The 24,065-nt window shown below is 70.9% G+C and carries 19 protein-coding genes; 7 read left to right on the plus strand and 12 right to left on the minus strand.

Annotated features, from left to right (window positions below; all coding sequences use genetic code 11):
- Nucleotides 1–37: 37 nt before the first annotated feature.
- The 6 genes from trxB to CP974_RS14915 form a co-directional block, all read right to left on the minus strand.
- Nucleotides 38–1,012 carry a thioredoxin-disulfide reductase gene (gene trxB, locus CP974_RS14890; protein WP_031128045.1) on the minus strand — a complete coding sequence of 325 codons (975 nt, stop codon included), beginning with the start codon at nt 1,010–1,012 and terminating at the stop codon, nt 38–40.
- A gap of 121 nt (nt 1,013–1,133) precedes the next feature.
- On the minus strand, nt 1,134–2,057 hold the full coding sequence (locus tag CP974_RS14895; protein ID WP_031128044.1) for an RsmA family anti-sigma factor: 924 nt from the start codon (nt 2,055–2,057) through the stop codon (nt 1,134–1,136).
- A complete protein-coding gene (gene sigM / locus CP974_RS14900) occupies nt 2,054–2,755 on the minus strand; it encodes an RNA polymerase sigma factor SigM (RefSeq protein WP_031128043.1) in 702 nt (233 codons plus the stop codon). Before sigM ends, CP974_RS14895 begins: the two co-directional genes overlap by 4 nt.
- Before the next feature lie 33 nt (nt 2,756–2,788).
- A complete protein-coding gene (locus tag CP974_RS14905; RefSeq protein WP_031128042.1) occupies nt 2,789–4,525 on the minus strand; it encodes a protein kinase family protein in 1,737 nt (578 codons plus the stop codon).
- A gap of 120 nt (nt 4,526–4,645) precedes the next feature.
- Entirely contained in the window at nt 4,646–6,976 is a 2,331-nt protein-coding gene (murJ, locus tag CP974_RS14910) for a murein biosynthesis integral membrane protein MurJ (protein ID WP_031128041.1), read from the minus strand.
- A gap of 45 nt (nt 6,977–7,021) precedes the next feature.
- A complete protein-coding gene (locus CP974_RS14915) occupies nt 7,022–9,382 on the minus strand; it encodes a DUF6049 family protein (RefSeq protein WP_031128040.1) in 2,361 nt (786 codons plus the stop codon).
- A 180-nt stretch (nt 9,383–9,562) separates the two neighbouring features.
- Here CP974_RS14915 and CP974_RS14920 point away from each other — a divergent pair, with 180 nt between their 5' ends.
- A complete protein-coding gene (locus CP974_RS14920) occupies nt 9,563–11,008 on the plus strand; it encodes a CCA tRNA nucleotidyltransferase (RefSeq protein WP_031128039.1) in 1,446 nt (481 codons plus the stop codon).
- A gap of 85 nt (nt 11,009–11,093) precedes the next feature.
- Here the strand turns inward: CP974_RS14920 and CP974_RS14925 are convergent, their stop codons facing one another.
- The 3 genes from CP974_RS14925 to CP974_RS14935 all read right to left on the minus strand — a co-directional run bounded on the left by CP974_RS14925 (nt 11,094) and on the right by CP974_RS14935 (nt 14,322).
- Nucleotides 11,094–12,350, minus strand: a complete 1,257-nt coding sequence (locus CP974_RS14925) for an MFS transporter (RefSeq protein ID WP_031128038.1) — start codon at nt 12,348–12,350, stop codon at nt 11,094–11,096.
- 146 nt (nt 12,351–12,496) lie between these two features.
- Complete coding sequence (locus CP974_RS14930) at nt 12,497–13,579, minus strand: inositol-3-phosphate synthase (RefSeq protein ID WP_031128037.1); 1,083 nt, start codon at nt 13,577–13,579, stop codon at nt 12,497–12,499.
- Between the two features lie 50 nt (nt 13,580–13,629).
- Nucleotides 13,630–14,322: a PadR family transcriptional regulator gene (locus CP974_RS14935; RefSeq protein WP_031128036.1), complete on the minus strand. Its 693-nt coding sequence runs from the start codon at nt 14,320–14,322 to the stop codon at nt 13,630–13,632.
- Between the two features lie 355 nt (nt 14,323–14,677).
- Here CP974_RS14935 and CP974_RS14940 point away from each other — a divergent pair, with 355 nt between their 5' ends.
- Nucleotides 14,678–17,425, plus strand: coding sequence for a transglycosylase domain-containing protein (locus CP974_RS14940; protein ID WP_031128035.1), 2,748 nt, complete (start codon nt 14,678–14,680; stop codon nt 17,423–17,425).
- Between the two features lie 301 nt (nt 17,426–17,726).
- Nucleotides 17,727–19,253, plus strand: a complete 1,527-nt coding sequence (locus CP974_RS14945; protein ID WP_037936201.1) for a glycosyltransferase family 87 protein — start codon at nt 17,727–17,729, stop codon at nt 19,251–19,253.
- A 75-nt stretch (nt 19,254–19,328) separates the two neighbouring features.
- Here the strand turns inward: CP974_RS14945 and CP974_RS14950 are convergent, their stop codons facing one another.
- The 3 genes from CP974_RS14950 to CP974_RS14960 form a co-directional block, all read right to left on the minus strand.
- Entirely contained in the window at nt 19,329–20,360 is a 1,032-nt protein-coding gene (locus CP974_RS14950; protein WP_031128033.1) for an alanine racemase, read from the minus strand.
- 101 nt (nt 20,361–20,461) lie between these two features.
- A complete protein-coding gene (locus CP974_RS14955) occupies nt 20,462–21,580 on the minus strand; it encodes a lipid II:glycine glycyltransferase FemX (RefSeq protein WP_031128032.1) in 1,119 nt (372 codons plus the stop codon).
- Nucleotides 21,581–21,690: 110 nt separating this feature from the next.
- Nucleotides 21,691–22,020: a hypothetical protein gene (locus tag CP974_RS14960; protein WP_031128031.1), complete on the minus strand. Its 330-nt coding sequence runs from the start codon at nt 22,018–22,020 to the stop codon at nt 21,691–21,693.
- Nucleotides 22,021–22,298: 278 nt separating this feature from the next.
- On the opposite strand from CP974_RS14960, the gene rpsF reads away from it, so the two are divergent.
- From rpsF to rplI, 4 genes are all read left to right on the plus strand, one after another.
- Nucleotides 22,299–22,589, plus strand: a complete 291-nt coding sequence (gene rpsF / locus CP974_RS14965; RefSeq protein WP_004950685.1) for a 30S ribosomal protein S6 — start codon at nt 22,299–22,301, stop codon at nt 22,587–22,589.
- A gap of 75 nt (nt 22,590–22,664) precedes the next feature.
- Nucleotides 22,665–23,243 (plus strand): single-stranded DNA-binding protein, encoded by a 579-nt coding sequence (locus CP974_RS14970; RefSeq protein WP_031128030.1) that lies wholly within the window; start codon nt 22,665–22,667, stop codon nt 23,241–23,243.
- A 44-nt stretch (nt 23,244–23,287) separates the two neighbouring features.
- A complete protein-coding gene (gene rpsR, locus CP974_RS14975) occupies nt 23,288–23,524 on the plus strand; it encodes a 30S ribosomal protein S18 (protein ID WP_005315025.1) in 237 nt (78 codons plus the stop codon).
- A 17-nt stretch (nt 23,525–23,541) separates the two neighbouring features.
- Nucleotides 23,542–23,988 carry a 50S ribosomal protein L9 gene (gene rplI, locus CP974_RS14980; RefSeq protein ID WP_031128029.1) on the plus strand — a complete coding sequence of 149 codons (447 nt, stop codon included), beginning with the start codon at nt 23,542–23,544 and terminating at the stop codon, nt 23,986–23,988.
- Nucleotides 23,989–24,065: the final 77 nt, after the last annotated feature.

Here is a 24,065-nt window from a genome sequence, read left to right on the forward strand (position 1 = left end):
CTCCTTCGCTTGTGCGGGGTGTGGGGTGGGGATGACGTCAGACCGCGGGGGTCTTCTCCGGCTCGGCCTGCTTCTCCGTGTCGGCCAGGGAGGCGAGGAAGCGCTCGGCGTCCAGAGCGGCGGCGCAACCCGTGCCCGCGGCCGTGATGGCCTGGCGGTAGGTGTGGTCGACCACGTCACCGGCGGCGAAGACGCCCCTCACGTTGGTGCGCGTCGACGGTGCCTCCACCTTCAGGTAGCCCTCGTCGTCGAGCTCCAGCTGGCCCTTGAACAGCTCCGTCCGCGGGTCGTGGCCGACGGCGATGAACAGCCCGGTCACCGGCAGCTCCGTCGTCTCGCCGGACTTGGTGTTGCGCAGGGTGAGACCGCTCAGCTTCTGGTCGCCGTGGATCTCCGCGACCTCGCTGTCCCAGGCGAACTTGATCTTCGGGTCGGCGAAGGCGCGCTCCTGCATCGCCTTGGAGGCGCGCAGGGTGTCCCGGCGGTGGACCACGGTCACGGACTTGGCGAACCGGGAGAGGAAGGTCGCCTCCTCCATGGCCGTGTCACCACCGCCGACGACGGCGATGTCGTGCTCCTTGAAGAAGAAGCCGTCGCAGGTGGCGCACCAGGAGACGCCGCGGCCGGAGAGAGCGTCCTCGTTCGGCAGGCCGAGCTTGCGGTGCTGGGAGCCGGTCGCCACGATGACCGCCTTGGCACGGTGCACCGTGCCGGCGGTGTCCGTCACGGTCTTGACCTCACCGGTCAGATCGACGGCGACGATGTCGTCCGGGATGAGCTCCGCGCCGAACCGCTCGGCCTGAGCCCGCATGTTGTCCATCAGCTCGGGGCCCATGATGCCGTCACGGAACCCCGGGAAGTTCTCCACGTCGGTCGTGTTCATCAGGGCGCCACCGGAGGTGACGGCGCCCTCGAAGACCAGCGGCTTCAGCGACGCGCGTGCGGTGTAGAGCGCCGCGGTGTAACCGGCGGGCCCGGAGCCGATGATGATCACGTTTCGGACGTCGCTCACGGGTTTCTTCCTCGTCTCTGCAGACTGCGCCTACGGGGGCCGGGTCAAGCCTCTCACCCCACCCAACGGATCCTAAGGGGCGAGCATTCCCGCACGGTCGATGCCGCAGCGCGTGCACCGCTCAGGGGCGGGGCTGCGTCTGCTTGAGCAGGACCTCTCCGGCAGGGGAGCCCTGAGCCGTCGTGCAGAGCGTGTCCACGATGTAGACATCGACCCGCGTCCCGGTTCCGGGATGCGGCAGCACGACGAGGTAGGACGACCGTCCTCGGTACTCGCCCCGCTCCACCGCGAGCGGCTGCTCACCGCGGCCGATCCCCCGCTGGACGCATTCGGGGACCTGCGGCCCGGCCGTTTCGTCGAGCAGCCGGTTCGGCGTCTCCTCCGACTCGGCCGCGCCCTCCGACCGCATCCGCGGTGTGGTGGCGGCACGGCTCTGCTCGGAGGAGAGGAGGAGGCTGCGCACCTTCTCCGTGAGCTCCGTACCGGAGAATCGGGCGGCCTCGACGCCGGGCTCTCCTGCGACGCGGGTGGCGCTGGGCCGCTCCCCGGCCGGGTCCGCTCCCTGGAGGAAGACCACGCCCAAGCCGACCGCGGCCAGACCGCAGACAGTGCTCAGTACCGCGTAGCGGCGCCGCCGGCGAGCGGGCGCCCGTCCCGGGCCCTGCTGTCCGGGATTCTGGCCGACCGGGGCGGTCGGCGGGCGCTCAGCCGCCTGAGCGCGTACCGAAGGGCGCGCTGTGGGCGGCGTCGCTGTTTCACGTGAAACAGTGTCCGTGTCGTCCGGGGCGGTGGCATGGAGTAGGGCTTCGGCGGCGAGCGCGGCGTCGATGCGTTCGGCGACGTCGACCGGCATGCGGGGCGGTCCCGGCAGCGTGCCGAGCAGGCCGCGGATCTCCTCCAGAGAGGCGCGGACGTCCGCGCACAGGTCGCAGCGGTCCAGATGGCGGCGCACGTCCACCGTCCGGGCCGGCGGGAGGATGCCTTCGGCGAGATCCGCGATCTCCGAGACGTCCGGGTGCTGAGTCGTGTCGGCCGTGGATGTCACGTGCGTCCACCTCCGCCCTTCACAGCAGCAGCGTCATTCGGTCCGGAAGCCCTCGGCCCCGACGCCGATGGGACGGATGCCCCCGGCGTCCGGTTCCTTCCCCCATCGGCGGGCGCGCTATCCACGGGGCCGCCACGCAGATGAGTGAGCAGAGGGGCGAGACGGGCGCGGCCCCGCGCGCAGCGGCTCTTGACCGTCCCGACGGGCACGCCGAGAACGTCGGCCGCCTCGGCCACGGCGTAGCCCTGCATGTCGACGAGCACGAGGGCGGCGCGCTGGTCCGGAGGCAGCGTACTCAGAGCGGAGAGCAACTGGCGGTGCAGGTCGTGCCGCTCCGCGGGCGCCTCGGCCGACTCGTGGGGCTCCAGAAGCTGCTCGAGTCGGTCGGTGTCGTTCACGGGCGAGGTCCTGCGCGAGACGGTCTTGCGGGCCCGGTCGAGGCAGGCGTTGACGGTGATGCGGTGCAGCCAGGTGGTGACGGCTGAGTGGCCCCGGAAGGTGTGGGCCGCCCGGAAGGCCGAGACGAGGGCGTCCTGGACGGCGTCCGCGGCCTCCTCCCGGTCGCCGAGCGTGCGCAGTGCCACCGCCCAGAGCCGGTCGCGGTGGCGCCGCACCAGCTCCCCGAAGGCGTCCGGGTCCCCGGCGACATGCCGGGCCAGCAGGATATCGTCCGGCACGTCGGCGGGGCCGTGGGCCATGCGGTTCCTCCCCTGGGGTCGGAGCAGGTGCCTCTAGGGCTGGGACTGTCCCGTGAAGACGACCTCGGTGATCGCCTGCTTGTGCCCGGCTCGGCTGTACTGGTCACCCGTCGTGTAGGGCATGGCGGTCATCCACAGCAGCACGTAGCGGCTCTTGACCGGCTTCTCGGCGGTCACCTCCAGGGACTGGCCCCCGGTGCGCCCTGTGGCGATCTTCGGCATCGCCTTGACCGGTGAGCTCGGGGAGAGGCCGTCCGCGGCGTAGAGGGTGATGGTGGTGTGGTCGCCGGCGTAGCGCAGGGCTATCGCGGCCTTGGACAGGTCCTTCTCCGCACCGAGGTCGTAGACGATGCCGACGCCGGCCTTCACGGAAGGTGCGAGGTCCGGACCGTCGTCGTAGCTCTTGCTGCGCCAGTAGGTGGCGGGGTCGCCGTCATGGGTGTTGCCCACGTCGGACGCGTCCTGGGGATAGCCGTCCGGCGCGAACTCCCTGGATTCGCGCACCGGCAGCGGGACGAGCTGGGGGGCGGCCTTGTCGTCGAGGGACACGTCCGGGGACGGCTGCGTCGTTCCGGGGTCGCTCTGGGTGCCGCGCTGGTCGAGGAGGTGGTCGGCGATCTGCCAGCTGCCCAGCCCCAGGGCGGCGATCAGCAGCGCGGACACCGCCCACTTCAGCGCCTTGCCGGTGCGGGTCTCGAGAGGGGCGGGCGGTGGAGGCACGGGCTGGGTGACGGCCACGCCGGGGTGCTGCGCCCGGCCGTATGTGCCCTGCTGGTAGGTCGTGCGCTGGTAGTCCGGCGCGGCGGGGAACTCGGGCTCCGGCGGCCGGATGCGGGGCATCGCCGCGACGGCCTTGGCGAGTTCCTCCGGTGTCGTGCAGGGCGGGTCCTGGCGGGAGGCCGTCGCGCCGTCGTTGACGAGGGCACGCATGGCCAGGTCGGACAGGCCCCGGTGGACCCCGGCGCGCACCTGGTCGGGGGCGATCAGCCCCATGCCCTTGGGCAGCCCCGCCAAGCCGTGGGCGTCGTTCTCGTACGGCCAGCGCTGGGTGAGCGCGGCGTAGAGGAGGGCGCCGATAGCCTCGGTGTCGGTGCGCTGGGGGCGCTCCACGGTGATGCCGCGCAGGGCGGCGTTCACGGCGAGGCCGCGGATGCGGTACTGGCCGGTGGAGGTGCGCAGTACGGCGCTCGGCGTCAGGCGCAGGTGCGCCAGGCCCTCGCGGTGCGCGGCCGCCATCGCCTGGGAGACCTGGGTGACGAGCTGGTAGGCGTCGTAGGGCTCCAGGGGGCCGGAGGCGAGCAGGGTGGTCAGCTCGGTGGCGTCGGGAAGCCACTCGTGCACCACGTAGACGAGGTCGTTCTCCTCGACGGCGTCGAGGACCTGGACGAACCGGGGGTCGCCGAGCAAGGCGGAGGCGCGTGCGGCGGCCAGGACCGAACGGGCTCTCGGGTGGTCGGAGGGCAGGACGTGTACCCCGACGGCGCGGCGCAGCTTCTCGTCGACCGCCCGCCAGCTGCTGAACCCGTCCAGGCGGGTGACGCACTCCTCGAGCCGGTAGCGCCGGGCGAGCTTGTGCCCGCTGTGCAGCTCCGGTGTCCTGATGGCGGGGTCTTCGGCGCTTTCCCTCTCGCCGTCCGTGTTCCGGGAAGACATGTCCGTCGCGTCCTGCGCTTCCGCCCCGTCGGCCGTGGTCGTGTCCGCCTTGGCGGTCAGCGGGTTGTCACCGCTGTTGTCGGCCACGTCGACGGCAGCCGTGCTACGTTCCGCCACCGTCGTTCCTGCCTCCCCATCCGATGCGCCATATCCAGCAGCCATGCCAATTGTGCCCACAGTCCACCGCTATGCACGACACGCGATGGGCGGCGATGGTTGTGCGGCACCCCCCTTCTTCTAGCGGCCGAGACGTCCCCGGACCATGCCGACCATGGCGTTGAGCTCCTCGATCCGCATCTTCCGCGCCGCCACGAAGAACACGCCGACCAGGGCGACGCCGCCGGCGGCGAGCGCCACGACGGAGCCCAGCGCGCCCATGCCGAGGACGCCGAGGATGCCCCAGGCGACGGCGCCGGCGACCAGCGCCGCCGGGACCGATGCCATGCAGAGGCGGGCGTACGTCCGGACGACGTGGGCGCCGTCGAGGTCGCCGCCGAGCCGGTTGCGCAGCCGCCGCCAGGCGACGCCGACGCCGACCATGTACGCCATGCCGTAGCTCGCGGCCATTCCGGCGACGGCCCAGCGGGGCGGCAGCAGCAGGTAGCAGAGCGCGGAGGCACCGGCGTTGACGGCCGCCACGATGACCGTGTTGTAGAAGGGGGTGCGCGTGTCCTCGTAGGCGTAGAAGCCGCGCAGGACGACGTACTGCACGGAGTACGGGATCAGGCCGAGGCCGAAGGCCATCAGCATGAAGCCCATGCCCGTTGCCGCCTGCTGGCCGCTGGAGGCGTAGAGCAGGGTGCACAGCGGCACGCCGAGCGCGAGGAAGCCGAAGGAGACCGGCACGATGGCGACGGCCGAGTTGCGCAGGCCGTGCGAGATGTCGTCCCGGACGGCGCCGGGGTCGTTGTCGTGCGCGGCGCGGGAGAGACGGGGCAGCAGTGCGGCCATGACGGAGACCGTGATGATGGCCTGCGGCATGCCCCAGATCAGCTGGGCGTTGGAGTAGGCGAGGATGCCCGCGCCGGCCGTGCCGGACGCCTTGCCGGCGGCCGTGGCGAGCTGCGTCACGACGACGACGCCGGCCTGGTTGGCGAGGACGAACAGGACCGTCCACTTGGCCAGCTTGAGCGTCTTGCCGAGGCCCTGGCCCTTCCAGTCGAAGCGCGGGCGGAAGCGGAAGCCCGCTTCCCGCAGGTACGGGATCATCGCCAGCGACTGGACGACGAGACCGAGCAGCATGCCGACGCCGAGCAGCCGGACGCCCTCGTCGGGGATGACGGTGACGTCCATCTTCGTCTCGGAGTAGGAACCGTAGACCCAGATGAACAGGCCGAAGGTGAAGATGACGACGATGTTGTTGAGGACCGGCGTCCACATCATGGCGCCGAAGCGGTTGCGCGCGTTGAGGATCTGACCCATCACCACGTGCACGCCCATGAAGAAGATGGTGGGCAGGCAGAACCGGGCGAAGGTGACGGCGACGCTGTTGGCGTCGGGGTCGTTGGCGATGGTCGGCGACATCGCGTGGACCAGCAGCGGCGCCAGGAACACGACGACGCCCACGATCGCGGCGAGCGCGACCATCACCAGGGTCAGCAGCCGGTTCGCGAACGCCTCGCCGCCGTCCTCGTCGTTCTTCATGGAGCGGACGAGCTGGGGCACGAACACCGAGTTGAGTCCGCCGCCCACGGTCAGGATGTAGATCATCGTCGGCAGGGTGGAGGCGACCGTGAACGCGTCACCGAGCAGCGCCGCGCCCAGGGCGCCGGTGATGACCAGGGTCTTGAGGAAGCCGGTGAGCCGCGACACCAGGGTGCCCGCCGCCATCAGGGCGCTCGACTTCAGCAGTCCCCCGCCCTTGCCCCCCGCCTTCTCCGGCGGTGCCGGCGCCACCGGCTCCGCGGGCGCCGGCGGCTCCACCGGCTCGGCGACCGGGACGGCCGTCGCCTGCCGCCCCTGGACCTGCTGGTCCCGGTACAGGTGGGCGAAGGCGTCGGGGGCCGGCTGGTCGTCGGCGGCGTGCGTCACCAGGTCGTCCACGCCGGTGAACTGCACCGTCCGCGCGTCGTCGCCGTACGGGAGGTGGCGGGAGGGGCCGGAGGGCTCGGGGGCCGGTGTCTGCGCCCACACCCGCGGGTCCGGCGCGTAGGGGGGCGCGGCGGGCTGCTGGTAGAGGGGGCGGGGCTCCTCGTAGGTGCCGGGCGGGGGTGGCGGGTGTGCCGCCCGGTCGTAGAGCGCCTCGCCGACCGGGTCCTGCGAGGAGAGGTCGTGGGAGCGGTACGGATCGTGGGTGTAGGCGTCCTGGAGGTAGGGGTCCTGCGCGTGGGGGGCCTGGGCCTGCTGGTCCGGCGTCTGCGCGTACATGTCCTGTGCGTAGGCGCCGTGGGCGTAGGGGCCCTGCGGGTACGGGGCCTGGTCGCGGTCCGGGTGGGGGTGGTGCCCCTGCGGGTGCGGCACGTCGGCGGCCGGTACCGGCCCCGGCACGGGGGCGGACGGTGTCCCGTCCGGCGGCACACTGCCGCCACCCGCGCCCTGACTGCGGTCACCGTCGTACGGCGCGTTCATGGTTACCCCACCTCATCGTCCCCGGCCGGCCGGCCACGACATCGCTCAATGCTCCACTTTCTCACCCGGGCCCGACGGGTCCGCGCTTTGCCGTCCGGTGTCCGTCGCGGGGTCACTCGGCTGCACCGGATCGTCGCTGTCCGCGACGGACGGGGCGGGATCGGCGTCCTCGGCCGCTTCCGGGCCCTGGGCAGCGGCAGTCGCCTCGGCATCGTCGCCCCGTGCCGCGGCACGCTTGCGCTGGCTGTACATCCTGACACCGGCGAGGACCAGGAGCAGCACGCCCCCGGCGATGACGAGCATCACGGTCGACGTGATCTCGGAGACCTTCACGGTGAACTGCATGGGCTGGCCGTAGGGCCGGCCGTCCTCCGTGTACAACTGCGCCTCGACGGGGACGGGGCCGTTGGCGTTGGCGGAGGCCGTGAACTTCACGGACTGGCTGTGGCCGCCCGCGACGCGTACGGGCAGCTCGGCGGCCGCCTCGCCGTCGTTGAGCTTCAGTCGCGTGGGCTTCTTGGACGTCAGCCGCAGTACCAGGTGGTCGACGCCCTGCACCAGCTGGTTCTGCACGGTCACCGGGATCGTGGCGCTGCGCCCCGAGAGGGTGAGGTCCGACTTGTCGATCAGCTTCACCTCGCCGGTGAGGCTCTGCAGATGGGTCTGGACCCCCTGCCCGTACGCGGCGGCCTCCTGCGGGCGGCCCCGCCACGAGGTGGACATCTCCCGCTTGATCGCGTTCCCGATGGGCGTGACGACCCGGTAGGCGGCGGTGAGGATGACCTTGAAGTTGTCCAGGGTGTCCTGGGTGGTGCGCACCTGCTGGAACACCGTTTCCGGCAGCTCCTGCCGGCTGAGCGCCCGGGGGTACTGCCGGGCGGAGGGCACGTTCGTCGTCGCCTTGGGGTCGGGCTTGGCGGTCGTGGCGGTGACCAGGTCCGAGCCCTGCGACCACCGCTCGTCCCCCAGCGCCCGCAGGGCGCTCGCCATGGACTCCGCCTGCGAGGCCGTCGGCATCCGCTGCGGGGCGACCACGACGCTGCGGCCCGTCCCCGGACGCTCGTGGGTGACCGCGAGAGTGTGCGCGAGGAACCTCTGCACGGCCGCCGTGGAGGCGCCCGCACGGGTCATGTCCCCCTCGAAGGCCGTGGACAGCACGGCGTCGGTCACGACGGCGGTCGTCCCGCCGCCGATCGGCCGCGCCGCGTTCGGCGTGTACGAGAGGTGTTCCCGCATGCTGTCGCTGCGGGCGATCACCTTGTCCGCGCCGGCGGACGTCGCCACGTCCACGATCGACGGGTCCAGCGCGCCGTTCGCGGGCCAGGCGTACTCGACGGACGGTTTCACGTGGAGGATCGTCTCCACCGTCGACACGGCCAGCTCGGTGGCCGGCCGGAGGTGGCTGAGGGAGCCGGAGATCCGCTTGCCCCGATGGGCGAGCGACGCGAGGTCGGGGTCGCCGTAGGGCAAAGCGATCACCTTGTCGCCCTGCACCGCCTTGTCGAGGGCGTTCAGCCACTGCTTGGCGACGGCCTGGTTCCGCCCGGGCACGGTCGTGTCCCCGCTCCGGACCTGGTAGTCGCGGGTCATCGCCTCGGCGGTGGCGAGCAGGTCCGGGTCGACGACCCAGGTGACGGGCAGCTCGGCGCCGAGCGTGACCATACGCTCCAGCCGGCCGCCCGGCGCCAGCTCCGCCGCCAGCGCGTCGCTCTCGAAGAGCGGGGTCTGCTGGTCGTCGGAGCCGGTCTCGGCGGACAGGTGGGCGGAGGAGACCAGCGGCCACATGACCGTGAGCTGCGTCTTGCTCTTCGCGGCGGCCGGCTGCCAGGGCAGGAAGGTCCGGCCGGCGCCGAGGACCTGGTCGTAGGGGTCGCTCGGTGTCTGCCCGGACAAGGAGACCCCGAGCGGGTACACACCCGCGTCGTCCACGCCCAGCTTGTCGACCGGTACGGCGATGGAGAACTCCCGGCTGGCCCCGGACGGGATCTCCGCGAGCGGCACCGCGTACGCCCCGCCGAGGGGCTCGCCTTCCCTGCCTTCGGAGAACCCGGTGCGCCGCGCGACGTCCTCGATCGCGCCGCGGCTGGAGAGCCGTTCGCCGAGGTGCACGTCGACCCGCGCCTGCCGCACCGTCTCCCTGCCCTTGTTGGTCACGGTGCCGCTCAGCGTGAGGACGTCCCCCTTCACCGGCGCGCTCGGTGTGACTGTGTCCAGGGACACAGTCACGGTGCGGGATCCGGTCGCCGCCGCGGCGGTGTGCGTGGCCGGGGCCGCCGCGACGGCGTGCGCGGCGGGGGCTACCAGCCCCACCAGGAGGGGCAGGGCGGCGACGGCCGCGGCGGCCCGCCGTAGCAGGTGACGGGCAGGGGAGGGATCGATGCCCTGGAAGTCTGCCGCCTCGGCCACGCGCTCGTCCGTCCTCGTCGTCTGGTGCCGTCGGTCCCTGCCGGTTCCCGCGTCCACGCATGGTAACGAGACGCGGGGCCGCGAAGTGCTGGGGAGTCGACGCAAGCGGCCGGGGAGCACGGCCGGGCCGGGGTGAAACGGGGAGGCCGCCCGTGGCGGCGACCCGTACCCTGTTCTGTTGTGCCGAACGCCAACGAAGACAACCCGACTGCCCTGAGCCAGGTGCAACGCCGCGCGGTCAGCGAGCTGCTGCGCGTGTCACCTGTCGCCGACGACCTCGCCCGCCGTTTCCAGGAGGCCGGGTTCCGCCTCGCCCTGGTCGGCGGCTCGGTACGGGACGCTCTGCTCGGCAGGCTCGGCAACGACCTCGACTTCACGACCGACGCCCGCCCCGAGGACGTACTGAAGATCGTCCGCCCGTGGGCGGAGGCGGTCTGGGAGGTCGGGATCGCGTTCGGCACGGTCGGGGCGCAGAAGGACGGCTACCAGATCGAGGTGACGACGTACCGCTCCGAGGCGTACGACCGCACCTCCCGCAAGCCCGAGGTCTCGTACGGCGACTCGATCGAGGAAGACCTGGTCCGCCGTGACTTCACCGTCAACGCGATGGCCGTGGCCCTCCCGGAGAAGGAGTTCATCGACCCGCACGGCGGCCTGGAGGACCTCGCCGCACGGGTGCTGCGCACGCCGGGCACACCGGAGGAGTCCTTCTCCGACGACCCGCTGCGGATGATGCGCGCGGCCCGCTTCGCCGCTCAGCTGGGCTTCGAGGTCGCGCCCGAGGTCGTCACGGCGATGTCGGAGATGGCCGAGCGCCTCGACATCGTCTCCGTCGAACGCGTGCGGGACGAGCTGAACAAGCTGATCCTCTCGGCGCACCCCCGCGAGGGGCTGACGCTGCTCGTGGACACCGGGCTCGCCGACCGCGTCCTGCCCGAGCTGCCGGCCCTGCGGCTGGAGAGCGACGAGCACCACCGGCACAAGGACGTGTACGAGCACTCGCTGATCGTGCTGGAGCAGGCCATCGGCCTGGAGGAGGACGGCCCCGACCTGGTGCTGCGCCTCGCGGCGCTCCTGCACGACATCGGGAAGCCCCGCACCCGGCGCTTCGAGCCGGACGGCCGGGTCTCCTTCCACCACCACGAGGTGGTCGGCGCGAAGATGACCAAGAAGCGGCTGACCGCGCTGAAGTACCCCAACGAGATGATCAAGGATGTCTCGCGGCTGGTGGAGCTGCATCTGCGCTTCCACGGCTACGGGACCGGGGAGTGGACCGACTCGGCCGTCCGGCGCTACGTCCGCGACGCCGGGCCGTTGCTGGCGAGGCTTCACAAGCTGACCCGTTCCGACTGTACGACCCGCAACAAGCGCAAGGCCGGCGCGCTCTCACGAGCCTACGACGGACTGGAGCAGCGGATCGCCCAGCTCCAGGAGCAGGAGGAGCTGGACTCCATCCGCCCGGACCTGGACGGCAACCAGATCCAGGACGTGCTGGGGATCAAGCCGGGTCCGGCGGTGGGACGGGCGTACAAGCACCTGCTGGAGCTGCGGCTGGAGAACGGCCCGATGGAGCACGACGACGCCGTCGCCGCGCTCAAGGAGTGGTGGGCCGAGCAGCAGAGCTGACCGGACGCGCGGCCGTGTTTCACGTGAAACACGGCCGCTGAGGTCATCGCCTGGGGCGCTGTTTCACGTGAAACAGCGCCCCAGGTCATGTGCGCCGACGGCGCCACAGCATGGCAGCGCTCAGCGCGTACAGGCAGGCGACGAAGACGATCAGCGCGGGTGAGCGGCCGTCCGGGGGCAGCATCAGGGCGGCCACTCCGGCGGCGGCGACGAACGCGACGTTGAAGAGCATGTCGTAGAGCGCGAAGATCCGCCCGCGGTAGGCGTCGTCGACGGTCCGCTGGACCACGGTGTCCGTGGAGATCTTCGTCGCCTGCGTGGTGAAGCCCAGGACGCAGGCGGCCACCATGGTGGGCACGGGGGCGAAGGGCAGCCCCAGGGCGGGCTCCAGCACGGCGGCCGCGGCGGCGCACGCGGCCATCCAGCCGACCGTGCCCCACCGGGCCGCCGCCCAGGGGGTGACCACGGCGGCGAGGAAGAACCCGGCCCCGGAGACCGCGACGGCGATCCCCAGCAGGGCCAGCCCGTCGGACTCGTCCCCCGCCCACGCGTATCGGCTGAGCATCAGCACCATGACGGTCAGCGCCCCGTAGCAGAACCGGGCGAGCGCCATCGCACCCAGCGCCCGTGCCGCGGGGCGCCGCCCGGCCAGGTGGCGCAGCCCGCTCCACAGGCCCCGTGCGGTCGAGGCCAGGGCCGCCCCGAGCCGGGGCACCCTGACATCCGGGTCGGGACCGAGGAGTTCGCGGCCCAGACGGAGTGAGGCGAGCGCCGACGCGAGGTAGAGCGCCGCGCCCAGCAGGACCACGGCGGCGTCGGAGCCGTCGGCCACCAGCCGCGCCAGGAAGGCGAGCCCGCCACCTGCGGTCGCGGCGAGGGTGCCGGCGGTCGGGGTGAGCGCGTTGGCGACCAGGAGGCGGTCGCCGTCGACGACGCGTGGGAGGGCGGCCGAGAGCCCCGCCAGGACGAAGCGGTTGACGGCGGTCACGGCGAGGGCGGAGGCGTAGAAGAGCCAGTCCGCCACCGAAGCGAGGACCAGCAGGGCGGTGCCCGAGGCCAGGGCGGCCCGGAGCAGGTTGCCGTACAGGAAGACCTGGCGGCGGCTCCAGCGGTCCAGGAGCACGCCGGCGAACGGCCCGACCAGGGAGTACGGGAGCAGGAGCACCGCCATGGCGGAGGCGATCGCGCCGGGCGTGGCCTGCCGTTCCGGTGAGAAGACGACGTACGTGGCGAGCGCGACCTGGTACACGCCGTCGGCGCCCTGGGAGAGGAGCCGGACGGCGAAGAGACGGCGGAAGTTCGTCAGGCGCAGGAGTACGCGCAGATCACGTACGACGGGCATGGCAGCAAGCCTCACACACGGTGAGGCCCCCGGGCACACGCCACGGGGGCCTCAACACCTGGTGGACCAGCCTCCTTTGCACGGTCTCAGGAGGGGCCCGGTCAGACCCGCTCCCAGGCCGCGGGAGGGTGTCCCGGGCGGACGTCCTAGCGCTCGACCTCGCCCTTGATGAACTTCTCGACGTTCTCACGGGCCTCGTCGTCGAAGTACTGGACCGGCGGGGACTTCATGAAGTACGAGGACGCGGAGAGGATCGGACCGCCGATGCCCCGGTCCTTGGCGATCTTCGCGGCGCGCAGGGCGTCGATGATGACACCCGCCGAGTTCGGGGAGTCCCACACCTCGAGCTTGTACTCCAGGCTCAGCGGGACGTCGCCGAAGGCGCGGCCCTCAAGGCGGACGTAGGCCCACTTGCGGTCGTCGAGCCAGGCCACGTAGTCGGAGGGGCCGATGTGGACGTTGCGCTCGCCCATGTCCCGGTCGGGGATCTGGGAGGTGACGGCCTGCGTCTTGGAGATCTTCTTGGACTCCAGCCGGTCGCGCTCGAGCATGTTCTTGAAGTCCATGTTGCCGCCGACGTTCAGCTGCATCGTGCGGTCCAGGACGACGCCCCGGTCCTCGAAGAGCTTCGCCATGACGCGGTGCGTGATGGTGGCGCCGACCTGCGACTTGATGTCGTCGCCGACGATGGGCACACCGGCCTCGGTGAACTTGTCGGCCCACTCCTTGGTGCCGGCGATGAACACCGGGAGGGCGTTGACGAAGGCGACCTTGGCGTCGATGGCGCACTGCGCGTAGAACTTCGCGGCGTCCTCGGAGCCGACCGGGAGGTAGCAGACGAGGACGTCGACCTGCCGGTCCTTCAGGACCTGGACGATGTCGACCGGCTCCTCGGCGGACTCCTCGATGGTCTCGCGGTAGTACTTGCCGAGCCCGTCCAGGGTGTGGCCGCGCTGGACCGTCACACCGGTGGACGGCACGTCGCAGATCTTGATGGTGTTGTTCTCGCTGGCGCCGATGGCGTCGGCGAGGTCCAGGCCCACCTTCTTCGCGTCCACGTCGAAGGCGGCCACGAACTCGATGTCCCGCACGTGGTAGTCGCCGAACTGGACGTGCATCAGCCCCGGCACCTTGCCCGCCGGGTCGGCGTCCTTGTAGTACTCGACGCCCTGCACCAGCGAGGCGGCGCAGTTGCCCACGCCGACGATGGCTACGCGAACCGAACCCATTCCGGTTGCTCCCTGTTTGTTCTCGACGAACCCCTGCGCTGCGCGGGGGTTCACTTGGTGGTGTCGTCGGACGGATCCGGCCGGGTACTGCCCCCGTGCCGGGGCAGGCCGCCCGTCTCTCCAGATGTGTTGTGCTGCTCCGCGGGGCCCGCAGGCGACTCCGGGCCGGATCGTCGCTGATCCCGGCCCGCCCGCTCGCTCTCGATGAGCTCGTTGAGCCAGCGCACCTCGCGCTCCACGGACTCCATGCCGTGCCGCTGGAGTTCGAGCGTGTAGTCGTCCAGGCGCTCGCGGGTGCGCGCCAGCGAGGCGCGCATCTTCTCCAGCCGCTCCTCGAGACGGCTGCGGCGCCCTTCCAGCACCCGCATTCGCACCTCGCGCTCCGTCTGCCCGAAGAAGGCGAAACGGGCCGCGAAGTGCTCGTCCTCCCAGGAGTCCGGCCCCGTGTGGGACAGGAGCTCCTCGAAGTGCTCCTTACCTTCGGCGGTCAACCGGTAGACGATCTTCGCGCGTCGTCCTGAGAGGGAGGCGGCGAGAGCGTCCTCGGGGGCACTGCCCGGCTCCTCGATCAGCCAGCCGTTTGCGACCAGTGTCTTGAGGCAGGGGTAGAGGGTGCCGTAGCTGAAGGCGCGGAAGATGCCCAGCGAGGTGTTGAGCCGCTTGCGCAGCTCGTATCCGTGCATCGGAGCTTCTCGGAGCAGACCGAGGACGGCGAACTCCAGGATGCCGGAGCGCCTGCTCATCAGCCGCCTCCTCCTCCGTGTCGCTCTTTATGCCGCCCTGATGTATCGGTTCGATACATCATGACGATAGAACGGTGCACCCTTGTCGACAAGTAGGGTGATGGTGAACGGCGTCACATCGGCGATTCGCATCAGCGAGTTGCCTGATTTGGGCGGAAGTTCGGCTCAAGAGGGGTTTTCGCCGTGCGTAGTCTGTGCGGCATGCATACCACCGGGAACCACGGGACGACGGGGGAACGTCATCGTCGTGGATGCATGGCGGGCGCCCCGGCGGGCGCGCCCCAGCCATTTCGGGGGGACCGGAACTCAGCTGCCGCTTCCAGGCGTCATCGCCTGCCCGAGGAGTAGTCGTTCGATGAGCGAGCACCGTCGTAAACCGCCGCAGCCGCAGGGTGGCGGCCGCGCCGCGGCCCGGCGCGCTGCCCAGCCGCCCGGCCGCGGGCCGGCCCCGGCGCGGGATGTCAGTACAGGATCCCCTTCCGAGCCGTACGGCGAGGCACGGCCCTACGGCGGCCGTGCCGAGGCCCGGCGCGCGGCGCAGCGCGGGGGCCGGCGGCGCGTCCCCGAGGGCGTGGGCGCGGGTGGCGCCGGGGGTCGTGGCGGTGGGCGCCGCGGCACCGGCAGCGGAGGCCGCGGGGGCCGGGGGCCGGGTGACGGCCACCCCGGCAAGAAGCGGTTGATCGACTATCCGCGCCACGACAAGTACGGCTGGCGCCGGTGGGTGCCGTCATGGAAGCTCGTGAGCGGGCTGGCCCTCGGCTTCGCCGTGCTGCTGATGGGCGGCGCGACGCTCGCCTACACGATGGTGGCTTTGCCGATCCCGGCCAAGGCCGCGACGGCGCAGAACAACGTCTACTACTGGTCGGACGGCACGCAGATGGCCGCCACGGGCGGTGAGGTGAACCGGCAGATCATCGCCTACACCGAGATCCCCCAGGCGATGCAGGACGCCGTGGTCTCCGCCGAGAACAAGACCTTCTGGACCGACTCCGGCATCGACCCGATGGGCATCGGCCGCGCCCTGTTCAACATGGCGACGGGCGGCGAGACCCAGGGCGGCTCGACCATCACCCAGCAGTACGTCAAGAACAACCGGCTCAACAACCAGTCGCAGACGCTGGACCGGAAGTTCAAGGAAATGTTCATCTCCATCAGGGTCAACAACGAGTTGTCCAAGAAGGAGATCATGCGGGGTTACCTGAACACCTCGTACTTCGGCCGGGGCGCCTACGGTCTCCAGGCGGCGGCCCGCACCTACTACGGCAAGAACGCCGCGGACCTCTCGGTCGAGGAGTGCGCGTTCCTCGCCTCCCTGCTCAAGGGGTCGACGTACTACGACCCCGCGGGCGCGCCCGAGATCGACCCCAAGGCGACCCCCCAGGCCAACCTCGACCGGGCGACGAAGCGCTGGAACTGGATCCTCGACGAGATGGTGAAGGACGGGTCGCTGCCCGCCGCCGATCGCGCCGGAATGAAGTTCCCCGACCCCGACCCGCCGCAGAAGCAGGCGAAGCTGGGCGGTCAGATCGGCTACCTGGTGGACCTCGCCAAGGCCTACTTCATCAACAACAACGACCAGGGCATCACCGCGGAGGACCTCACCAAGGGCGGCTACGAGATCTCGACGACCTTCGACAAGAAGAAGGTCGACGCCCTCGCAAAGACCGTCAAGGACGTCTACGACAAGCACATCGACCCGGAGAAGCGCCCCGACACCGACACCCACGTCGAGTTCGGCGGCGCCTCCGTCAACCCGAGCACGGGCGCCATCGAGGCCATCTACGGCGGCGCCGACGCGACGAAGCACTTCACCAACAACGCCGACCAGACCGGCGCCCAGGTCGGCTCGACGTTCAAGCCGTTCGTCCTCGCCGCCGGCATGACGCACGGCGTCCGGGACCCGCGCAAGGGTGAGCAGCAGGGGCCCGAGGACCGCACGGTCATCGACCCCGACACCGCGATCTACAGCGGCAAGAACAAGCTGAAGATCCGCAGGTACGACGGCTCCATCTGGCGCGACGAGAACAACAAGGAGTGGCTCCAGGTCAACGACGACGATGCCGACTACGACAACATCGACCTGCGCGAGGCGATGATCCACTCGGCGAACTCGCCGTTCGTGCAGCTCGGCATGGACATCGGCATCCCGCAGGTCCGGGAGACGGCCATCAGGGCCGGCCTCCTCAAGGGCAGCCTCGCCCAGGGCGACGTGCCGTCGTTCTCCATCGGCATCTCCGACCCGAGCGCCATCCGCATGGCCGCCGCCTACGGCACCTTCGCCTCCAACGGCGAGCAGCGCGATCCGTACTCCGTCACCGAGGTGAAGAAGAACGGCATCGCCATCTACAAGCACGAGGACAAGCCGACGCGGGCGTTCACGACCGCCGTCAGCAGCAACATCACCGACGTGCTGGTCGACGTCGTGGAGAAGGGCACCGGCAAGAAGGCGCGCCTCCCCGACCGTCCGTCGGCCGGCAAGACCGGTACCACGGACGGCAACAAGTCCGCCTGGTTCGTCGGCTACACCCCGCAGCTCGTGACGGCGATCGACATGTACCGCCTGGACGACGACGCCTCCAACAAGGACCGCAAGTTCGAGGAGATGTTCGGCACGGGTGGCCGCGAGAAGGTCCACGGCTCGTCCTTCCCGTCCGAGATCTGGAAGGCGTACATGACCGAGGTCCACAAGGGCCTGGAGGTCAAGCAGTTCCCGGCGCCGGAGCCGCTGGACGCCGAGCCCGTGTACGGCGGCGGCGCCAAGAGCCCGGAGCCGTCGCCGTCCAGCTCGCCCTCGCCGTCCCCGTCGCCGTCCACCTCCCCGTCGCCGTCCCCGTCCCCGAGCAGGTCCAAGGAGCCGGAGAAGCCGGGCAAGTCCTGCGACCCGTTCGACTGGGACTGCGAGCCGCCCACGGGCGGCACCACCGACGGCGGCATGACGGGAGGCGCCGACGGCGGAGGAACGACCGGCAGCACCGACGGCGGCACCACCGACGGCGGCACCACCGAGGGCGGTGAGACGAGCCCGTCCCCCGGGACCGGAGGCAACGGCAACGGGAACGGCAGCGGCGGCAGCGGAGGCACTCCGGGCGGCTGGTTCGGCTGATCCGGCGGCCGGCGCCGCCGCTCCCCGCCCCCACGGGTGACCCCGCAGTCCGGTCCCGTACCGGGCACCGGACGCCGAGGGCCGCCGCACCCCGTACGCGCACCACGCGCGCGCACACCGGGTGCGGCGGCCTTCGCCGTTTCCGGGCACGACGGAGCGGGGTGCCGGCGCGGCGGCCTTCGGATACGGACGGCCCGGGCCTCGGCCCAGGCCCGCGGCCGTCCGTTCGGGTATGGCGGCCCTAGGCCGGGGTGCGGCGGTCCCCGGCGTTTCGGCGGGGCCGTACGGCAGGATGTCCCCCATGCCGAGCCCACAGCAGACGCCACCGCAGCCGCGCGTCCCCCACGACGGGCGGCCCGTCGTGTGCCCCACCCGCGAGGACGAGGTCGCCGCCACGGGCAGCGAGGTGATCGGCGGTCCCGTCGGCCGCCGCGCCCGGCTCGGTACCGACCCGCTCACCCCGGTGCGGGTCGTCGTACTCGTCGCCCTCGGCACGTTCGCCCTCGGCATGGTGCAGAAGCTGCCCTGCTACAACTGGGCCTGGTTCCGGGGGGCCGCGTCCCAGTACACCCACGCCTGCTACTCCGACATCCCGCACCTGTTCGCCGCGCGCGGTTTCTCCGACGGGCTCGTCCCGTACTTCGACCGCTTCTCCGGTGACATGCAGTACCTGGAGTACCCGGTGCTCACCGGGGCGTTCATGCAGGTCGCGGCCTGGCTGACGCCGGGCGGCGGGGACCTGCAGTACCGGGAGCAGATGTACTGGCTGGTCAACGCCGGCATGTTGCTCGCCTGCACGGCGGTCATCGCCGTGTGCGTCGCGCGCACGCACCGGCGGCGCCCGTGGGACGCGCTGCTGGTCGCCCTCGCTCCCGCCTTCGCGCTGACCGCCACGATCAACTGGGACCTGCTCGCCATCGCGCTGACCGCCGCGGCGATGCTCATGTGGAGCCGTGGCCGCGCCCTGGCGTCCGGTGTGCTGCTGGGCCTGGCCACGGCCGCGAAGCTCTACCCTTTCCTGCTGCTCGGACCGCTCCTGGTGCTCTGCTGGCGCGCCGGGAAGTGGCGGCGGTTCGCCGCGGCGCTGCTCGGCGCGGCGGGAGCGTGGCTGGTGGTGAACCTGCCGGTCATGGTGCTCGCCCCGGAGGGCTGGAAGCGGTTCTACGTCTTCAGCCAGGAGCGGAGCGTCGACTTCGGTTCCTTCTGGCTGGTCCTCACCCAGCGCTTCGGCCTCGACCTGCGCATCGAGACGGTCAACACGACGTCGAGCGTGCTGATGCTGCTGGCCTGCGCCGGGATCGCCGCGCTGGCGCTGGCCGCCCCGCGCCGCCCGCGCTTCGCGCAGCTGGCGTTCCTCGTCGTGGCGGCCTTCATCCTCACGAACAAGGTCTACTCGCCGCAGTACGTGCTGTGGCTGATCCCGCTGGCCGCCCTGGCCCGGCCGCGCTGGCGCGCCTTCCTCGTGTGGCAGGCGTGCGAGGTGGCGTACTTCCTCGGCATCTGGATGTACCTGGTCTACGTCACCACCGAGCACAAGCAGGGCCTGCCGCTCGACGGCTACCACGTGGCGATCGTCCTGCACCTGGCCGGGACGCTGTACCTGTGCGCGCTGATCGTGCGGGACGCGCTGCGGCCCGAGCGGGACCCCGTACGGCAGGACGGGTCCGACGACCCCTCCGGCGGCGTGCTGGACGGCGCCGAGGACGTCTTCACGGTCGGAAGGGCGGCACGGAAGGCGCGGAAGGCGCGAGTGGCGCAGGAGGCCGCGCAGGAGGGGCGCACCGCGGTGGCGGGCGCCGGGGGGCGGGCGGACGCGCCGCCGGTGTGACGGGCGCGCCACCGCGCGGGCGGGGGCAAGGGCCCGGGCCGCATCCCGCGCCCGGGCCACGCCCCGTACGGCGTCCTACCGGTCGACGAGGCGGTCGTACTGCGTCGTGGTGTGCCGCAGGTGGGCGACCAGCTCGTCGCCGACCTTCGGCTCCTGCGCGTCCACCGGCACGAACAGGATCGACACCTGCATGTGCGGCGGCTCCGCGAACCAGCGCTGCTTGCCCGCCCACACGAACGGCGAGAGGTTGCGGTTGACCGTGGCCAGGCCGGCGCGCGCCACGCCCTTGGCGCGCGGCATCACACCGTGCATCGCCTTGGGGGCCTCCAGGCCCACCCCGTGCGAGGTGCCGCCCGCGACGACCACCAGCCAGCCGTCGGACGCCGCCCGCTGCTGCCGGTACCCGAAGCGGTCGCCGCGCGAGACGCGGGTGACGTCCAGGACCGCGCCCCGGTACTCCGTCGCCTCGTGGTCGCCCAGCCACAGCCGCGTACCGATCCGTGCGCGGAAGCGGGTCTGCGGGAACTGCTGCTGGAGCCGGGCCAGCTCCTCCGCCCGCAGGTGGCTGACGAACATCGTGTGCAGCGGGAGCCGCGCGGCCCGCAGCCGGTCCATCCAGCCGATGACCTCCTCGACGGCGTCCGAGCCGTCCGTGCGGTCCAGCGGCAGGTGCAGCGCGAAGCCCTCCAGGCGGACGTCCTCTATCGCCGAGTGCAGCTGCGCCAGCTCGTGCTCCCCGATGCCGTGCCGCTTCATCGAGCTCATGCACTCGATGACGACCCGCGCGCCGACCAGGGCGTGCACACCGTCCACGGACGACACGGAGCGGACGACCCGGTCCGGCAGCGGCACCGGCTCCTCACCCCGCCGGAACGGCGTCAGCACCAGCAGGTCCCCGCCGAACCAGTCCTTCATCCGGGCCGCCTCGTACGTGGTGCCGACCGCGAGCATGTCGGCGCCGAAGCGGTTGACCTCCTCCGCGAGGCGTTCGTGGCCGAAGCCGTAGCCGTTGCCCTTGCAGACCGGGATGATCCCCGGGAACTGGTCGATCACGGACTTCTGATGCGCCCGCCAGCGAGCGGTGTCGACGTACAGGGTGAGCGCCATGACCGGTCCGGACCCTTCCTTTGGCTGTCTGTGGCTGTGGCTGTGGGGTGTCGGGAGGGGAGAGATGAGAGATCCGTACGAGCGTACGGAACGCCGCGGTGTCAGCGACGCGACATGTAGATGTCGAGCGCCTTGTGCAGCAGCTTGTTCAGCGGGAAGTCCCATTCGCCGATGTACTCCACGGCCTCGCCGCCCGTGCCCACCTTGAACTGGATCAGGCCGAAGAGGTGGTCGTTCTCGTCGAGCGAGTCCGAGATGCCGCGCAGGTCGTACACGGTCGCGCCCATGGCGTAGGCGTCGCGCAGCATCCGCCACTGCATGGCGTTGGACGGGCGGACCTCGCGGCCGATGTTGTCGGAGGCGCCGTACGAGTACCAGACGTGCCCGCCGACCACGAGCATCGTGGCGGCGGAGAGGTTCACGCCGTTGTGCCGGGCGAAGTAGAGGCGCATCCGGTTGGGGTCCTCGTTGTTGAGGACGGTCCACATGCGCTGGAAGTACGACAGCGGGCGCGGCCGGAAGCGGTCGCGGACGGCCGTGATCTCGTACAGCCGCTGCCACTCGGCCAGGTCCTCGTAGCCGCCCTGGACGACCTCGACGCCGGCCTTCTCGGCCTTCTTGATGTTCCGCCGCCACAGCTGGTTGAAGCCCTTGAGGACGTCGTCCAGGGAGCGGTTGGCCAGCGGCACCTGGAAGACGTAGCGCGGCTGCACGTCGCCGAAGCCGGCGCCGCCGTCCTCGCCCTGCTGCCAGCCCATCTTGCGCAGCCGGTCCGAGACCTCGAAGGCGCGCGGCTCGATGTGCGTCGCCTCGATGTCGCGCAGCCGCTTGACCTCGGGGTCCTGGATGCCCGCCTTGATGGCCTGGGCGTCCCAGCGGCGGATCACGACGGGCGGGCCCATCTTGACCGAGAACGCACCCTGGTTCCTCAGGTGCTGCAGCATCGGCCGCAGCCAGTCGTCCAGGTTGGGCGCGTACCAGTTGATCACCGGGCCCTCGGGCAGGTAGGCGAGGTACCGCTTGATCTTCGGCAGCTGGCGGTAGAGCACCAGGCCCACGCCGACCAGCTGCTCGTCCCGGTCGAACCAGCCCAGGCTCTCCGAGCGCCACTCGGTCTTGACGTCGGCCCACGCCGGAACCTGGCAGTGACTCGCCGCCGGAAGGCTCTGGATGTACGCCAGATGCTGCTCTCGGCTGATGGTCCTCAGGGTCAGGCTCATGCGGGGCGCTCCTCGGCAGGTATGTCCCCCATCGGTACAGGGGTTCCAGCTCTCGCGCCGAAGCCTACTGGCACGGAGGAGCGCCCCGACTGGGCCTACGCCGGGACGGGCTAGCCGATCACTCCCCCGAACAGGCCGCCGCGGGCCATACCGAGGAAGAAGCCGACGGCGGAGGCGCCCAATCCGATGATCAGGAAGGTGCGCTCACGGGTCGTCTCCGAGATGAACTGGCCGTACGCGCCGGTGATGACGCCGATCAGGCCGGACCACGAGGCGACCAGATGGAGGCTGTGGAACTGGGCGGTGACGAAGGAGAGCACGCCCAGGGCCAGGGTCACGGCCATCAGGGTGTCCTGGAGCGGATGGGGCTTGCCGTCCGTCGCGAACAGGGAGGAGGGGTGTCGGTGGTGACGTGGGTGACGCTGGAATGCCTGAGCCATGAGGCACCTCCTGGCTTGCCGGAGGGCGGCGCACGGTAGCGCCACCCGCACCCGATGTGTACAGATTGCGTCCGCTGACCACCGGATTTCAACCGGAAGCCGCTGTGCGGGTACTCTGTACGGTCTGCACCGGTGTCTGTCCATGCCCGGATACGCGCCAGTCCCTGGCCCGTCCTCCGCGGCCGTTGTCAGTGGGCACGGCTACCGTTGCGCACGCATCACGACCCTCCTGCCACGGAACGACCGTGGCCGCTGAGTCCAAAGGAGGTGGGTTCCACATGCGTCACTACGAGGTGATGGTCATCCTCGACCCCGATCTCGAGGAGCGCGCTGTCTCCCCGCTGATCGAGAACTTCCTCTCCGTCGTCCGTGAGGGCAACGGAAAGGTCGAGAAGGTCGACACCTGGGGCCGTCGTCGTCTCGCTTACGAGATCAAGAAGAAGCCCGAGGGCATCTACTCGGTCATCGACCTGCAGGCCGAGCCTGCGGTCGTCAAGGAGCTCGACCGCCAGATGAACCTGAACGAGTCGGTCCTCCGGACCAAGGTCCTCCGCCCCGAGACCCACTGAGCTTCCCGCTCACTGGTCATCGGGTCCGAGTAGCAGCAGCAAGCAGCCAGAAGCAAACCCGCCGAGAGGTTCCCCATGGCAGGCGAGACCGTCATCACGGTCGTCGGCAATCTTGTCGACGACCCCGAGCTGCGCTTCACCCCTTCCGGTGCGGCGGTCGCGAAGTTCCGTGTCGCGTCCACCCCCCGCACCTTCGATCGCCAGACCAATGAGTGGAAGGACGGCGAGAGCCTCTTCCTGACCTGCTCGGTCTGGCGCCAGGCGGCGGAGAACGTCGCCGAGTCGCTCCAGCGGGGCATGCGCGTCGTCGTGCAGGGCCGGCTGAAGCAGCGGTCCTACGAGGACCGCGAGGGCGTCAAGCGCACGGTCTTCGAGCTGGACGTCGAGGAAGTCGGTCCGAGCCTCAAGAACGCCACGGCCAAGGTCACCAAGACCACCGGCCGCGGCGGTCAGGGAGGCTACGGCGGCGGCCAGCAGGGCGGCCAGGGCGGTCAGGGCGGCTGGGGCGGTGCCCCGGGCGGCCAGCAGGGTGGCGGCGGCGCTCCCGCCGACGACCCCTGGGCCGGCGGCGCGCCGGCCGGCGGCCAGCAGGGCGGCCAGGGCGGCTGGGGCGGCAGCTCCGGCGGCGGCTACTCGGACGAGCCCCCCTTCTAGGGCCGGGCTCGTACCCCACTTCTTGATCACACAGGAGAAACACCATGGCGAAGCCGCCTGTGCGCAAGCCTAAGAAGAAGGTCTGCGCGTTCTGCAAGGACAAGACCGCGTACGTGGACTACAAGGACACGAACATGCTGCGGAAGTTCATCTCCGACCGCGGCAAGATCCGTGCCCGTCGCGTGACCGGCAACTGCACGCAGCACCAGCGTGACGTCGCCACGGCCGTCAAGAACAGCCGTGAGATGGCGCTGCTGCCCTACACGTCCACCGCGCGATAAGGAAGGGTGACCTACTGATGAAGATCATCCTTACCCACGAGGTCTCCGGCCTCGGTGCGGCCGGCGACGTCGTCGACGTCAAGGACGGCTACGCTCGCAACTACCTGGTCCCGCGCGGTTTCGCGATCCGCTGGACCAAGGGTGGCGAGAAGGACGTGGCGCAGATCCGCCGCGCCCGCAAGATCCACGAGATCGCGACGATCGAGCAGGCCAACCAGATCAAGGCCCAGCTCGAGTCCGTCAAGGTGCGTCTGGCCGTTCGCTCCGGCGACGCCGGCCGCCTGTTCGGCTCCGTCACCCCGGCTGACATCGCCTCGGCGATCAAGTCCGCCGGTGGCCCGGAGGTCGACAAGCGCCGTGTCGAGCTCGGTTCGCCGATCAAGACCCTGGGCTCGCACCAGGTGTCCGTGCGTCTGCACCCCGAGGTCGCCGCGAAGCTCGGCGTCGAGGTCGTCGCTGCCTGAGTCCCGCTCTCGCAGAACTGACTGCTGAAGGGCCGCACCCATAGGGTGCGGCCCTTCGTCGTGTTTCACGTGAAACA

The sequence above is a fragment of the Streptomyces fradiae ATCC 10745 = DSM 40063 genome (genome assembly GCF_008704425.1).
Classification (GTDB): domain Bacteria; phylum Actinomycetota; class Actinomycetes; order Streptomycetales; family Streptomycetaceae; genus Streptomyces; species Streptomyces fradiae.

Coding starts and splice junctions, on each gene's coding strand:
- sigM (WP_031128043.1), bottom strand. CDS start 2,755: ATGGCCCACGGCCCCGCCGACGTGCCGGACGATATCCTGCTGGCCCGG.
- murJ (WP_031128041.1), bottom strand. CDS start 6,976: ATGAACGCGCCGTACGACGGTGACCGCAGTCAGGGCGCGGGTGGCGGC.
- CP974_RS14925 (WP_031128038.1), bottom strand. CDS start 12,350: ATGCCCGTCGTACGTGATCTGCGCGTACTCCTGCGCCTGACGAACTTC.
- CP974_RS14930 (WP_031128037.1), bottom strand. CDS start 13,579: ATGGGTTCGGTTCGCGTAGCCATCGTCGGCGTGGGCAACTGCGCCGCC.
- CP974_RS14935 (WP_031128036.1), bottom strand. CDS start 14,322: ATGAGCAGGCGCTCCGGCATCCTGGAGTTCGCCGTCCTCGGTCTGCTC.
- CP974_RS14940 (WP_031128035.1), top strand. CDS start 14,678: ATGAGCGAGCACCGTCGTAAACCGCCGCAGCCGCAGGGTGGCGGCCGC.
- CP974_RS14945 (WP_037936201.1), top strand. CDS start 17,727: ATGCCGAGCCCACAGCAGACGCCACCGCAGCCGCGCGTCCCCCACGAC.
- CP974_RS14950 (WP_031128033.1), bottom strand. CDS start 20,360: ATGGCGCTCACCCTGTACGTCGACACCGCTCGCTGGCGGGCGCATCAG.
- CP974_RS14955 (WP_031128032.1), bottom strand. CDS start 21,580: ATGAGCCTGACCCTGAGGACCATCAGCCGAGAGCAGCATCTGGCGTAC.
- CP974_RS14960 (WP_031128031.1), bottom strand. CDS start 22,020: ATGGCTCAGGCATTCCAGCGTCACCCACGTCACCACCGACACCCCTCC.
- rpsF (WP_004950685.1), top strand. CDS start 22,299: ATGCGTCACTACGAGGTGATGGTCATCCTCGACCCCGATCTCGAGGAG.
- CP974_RS14970 (WP_031128030.1), top strand. CDS start 22,665: ATGGCAGGCGAGACCGTCATCACGGTCGTCGGCAATCTTGTCGACGAC.
- rpsR (WP_005315025.1), top strand. CDS start 23,288: ATGGCGAAGCCGCCTGTGCGCAAGCCTAAGAAGAAGGTCTGCGCGTTC.
- rplI (WP_031128029.1), top strand. CDS start 23,542: ATGAAGATCATCCTTACCCACGAGGTCTCCGGCCTCGGTGCGGCCGGC.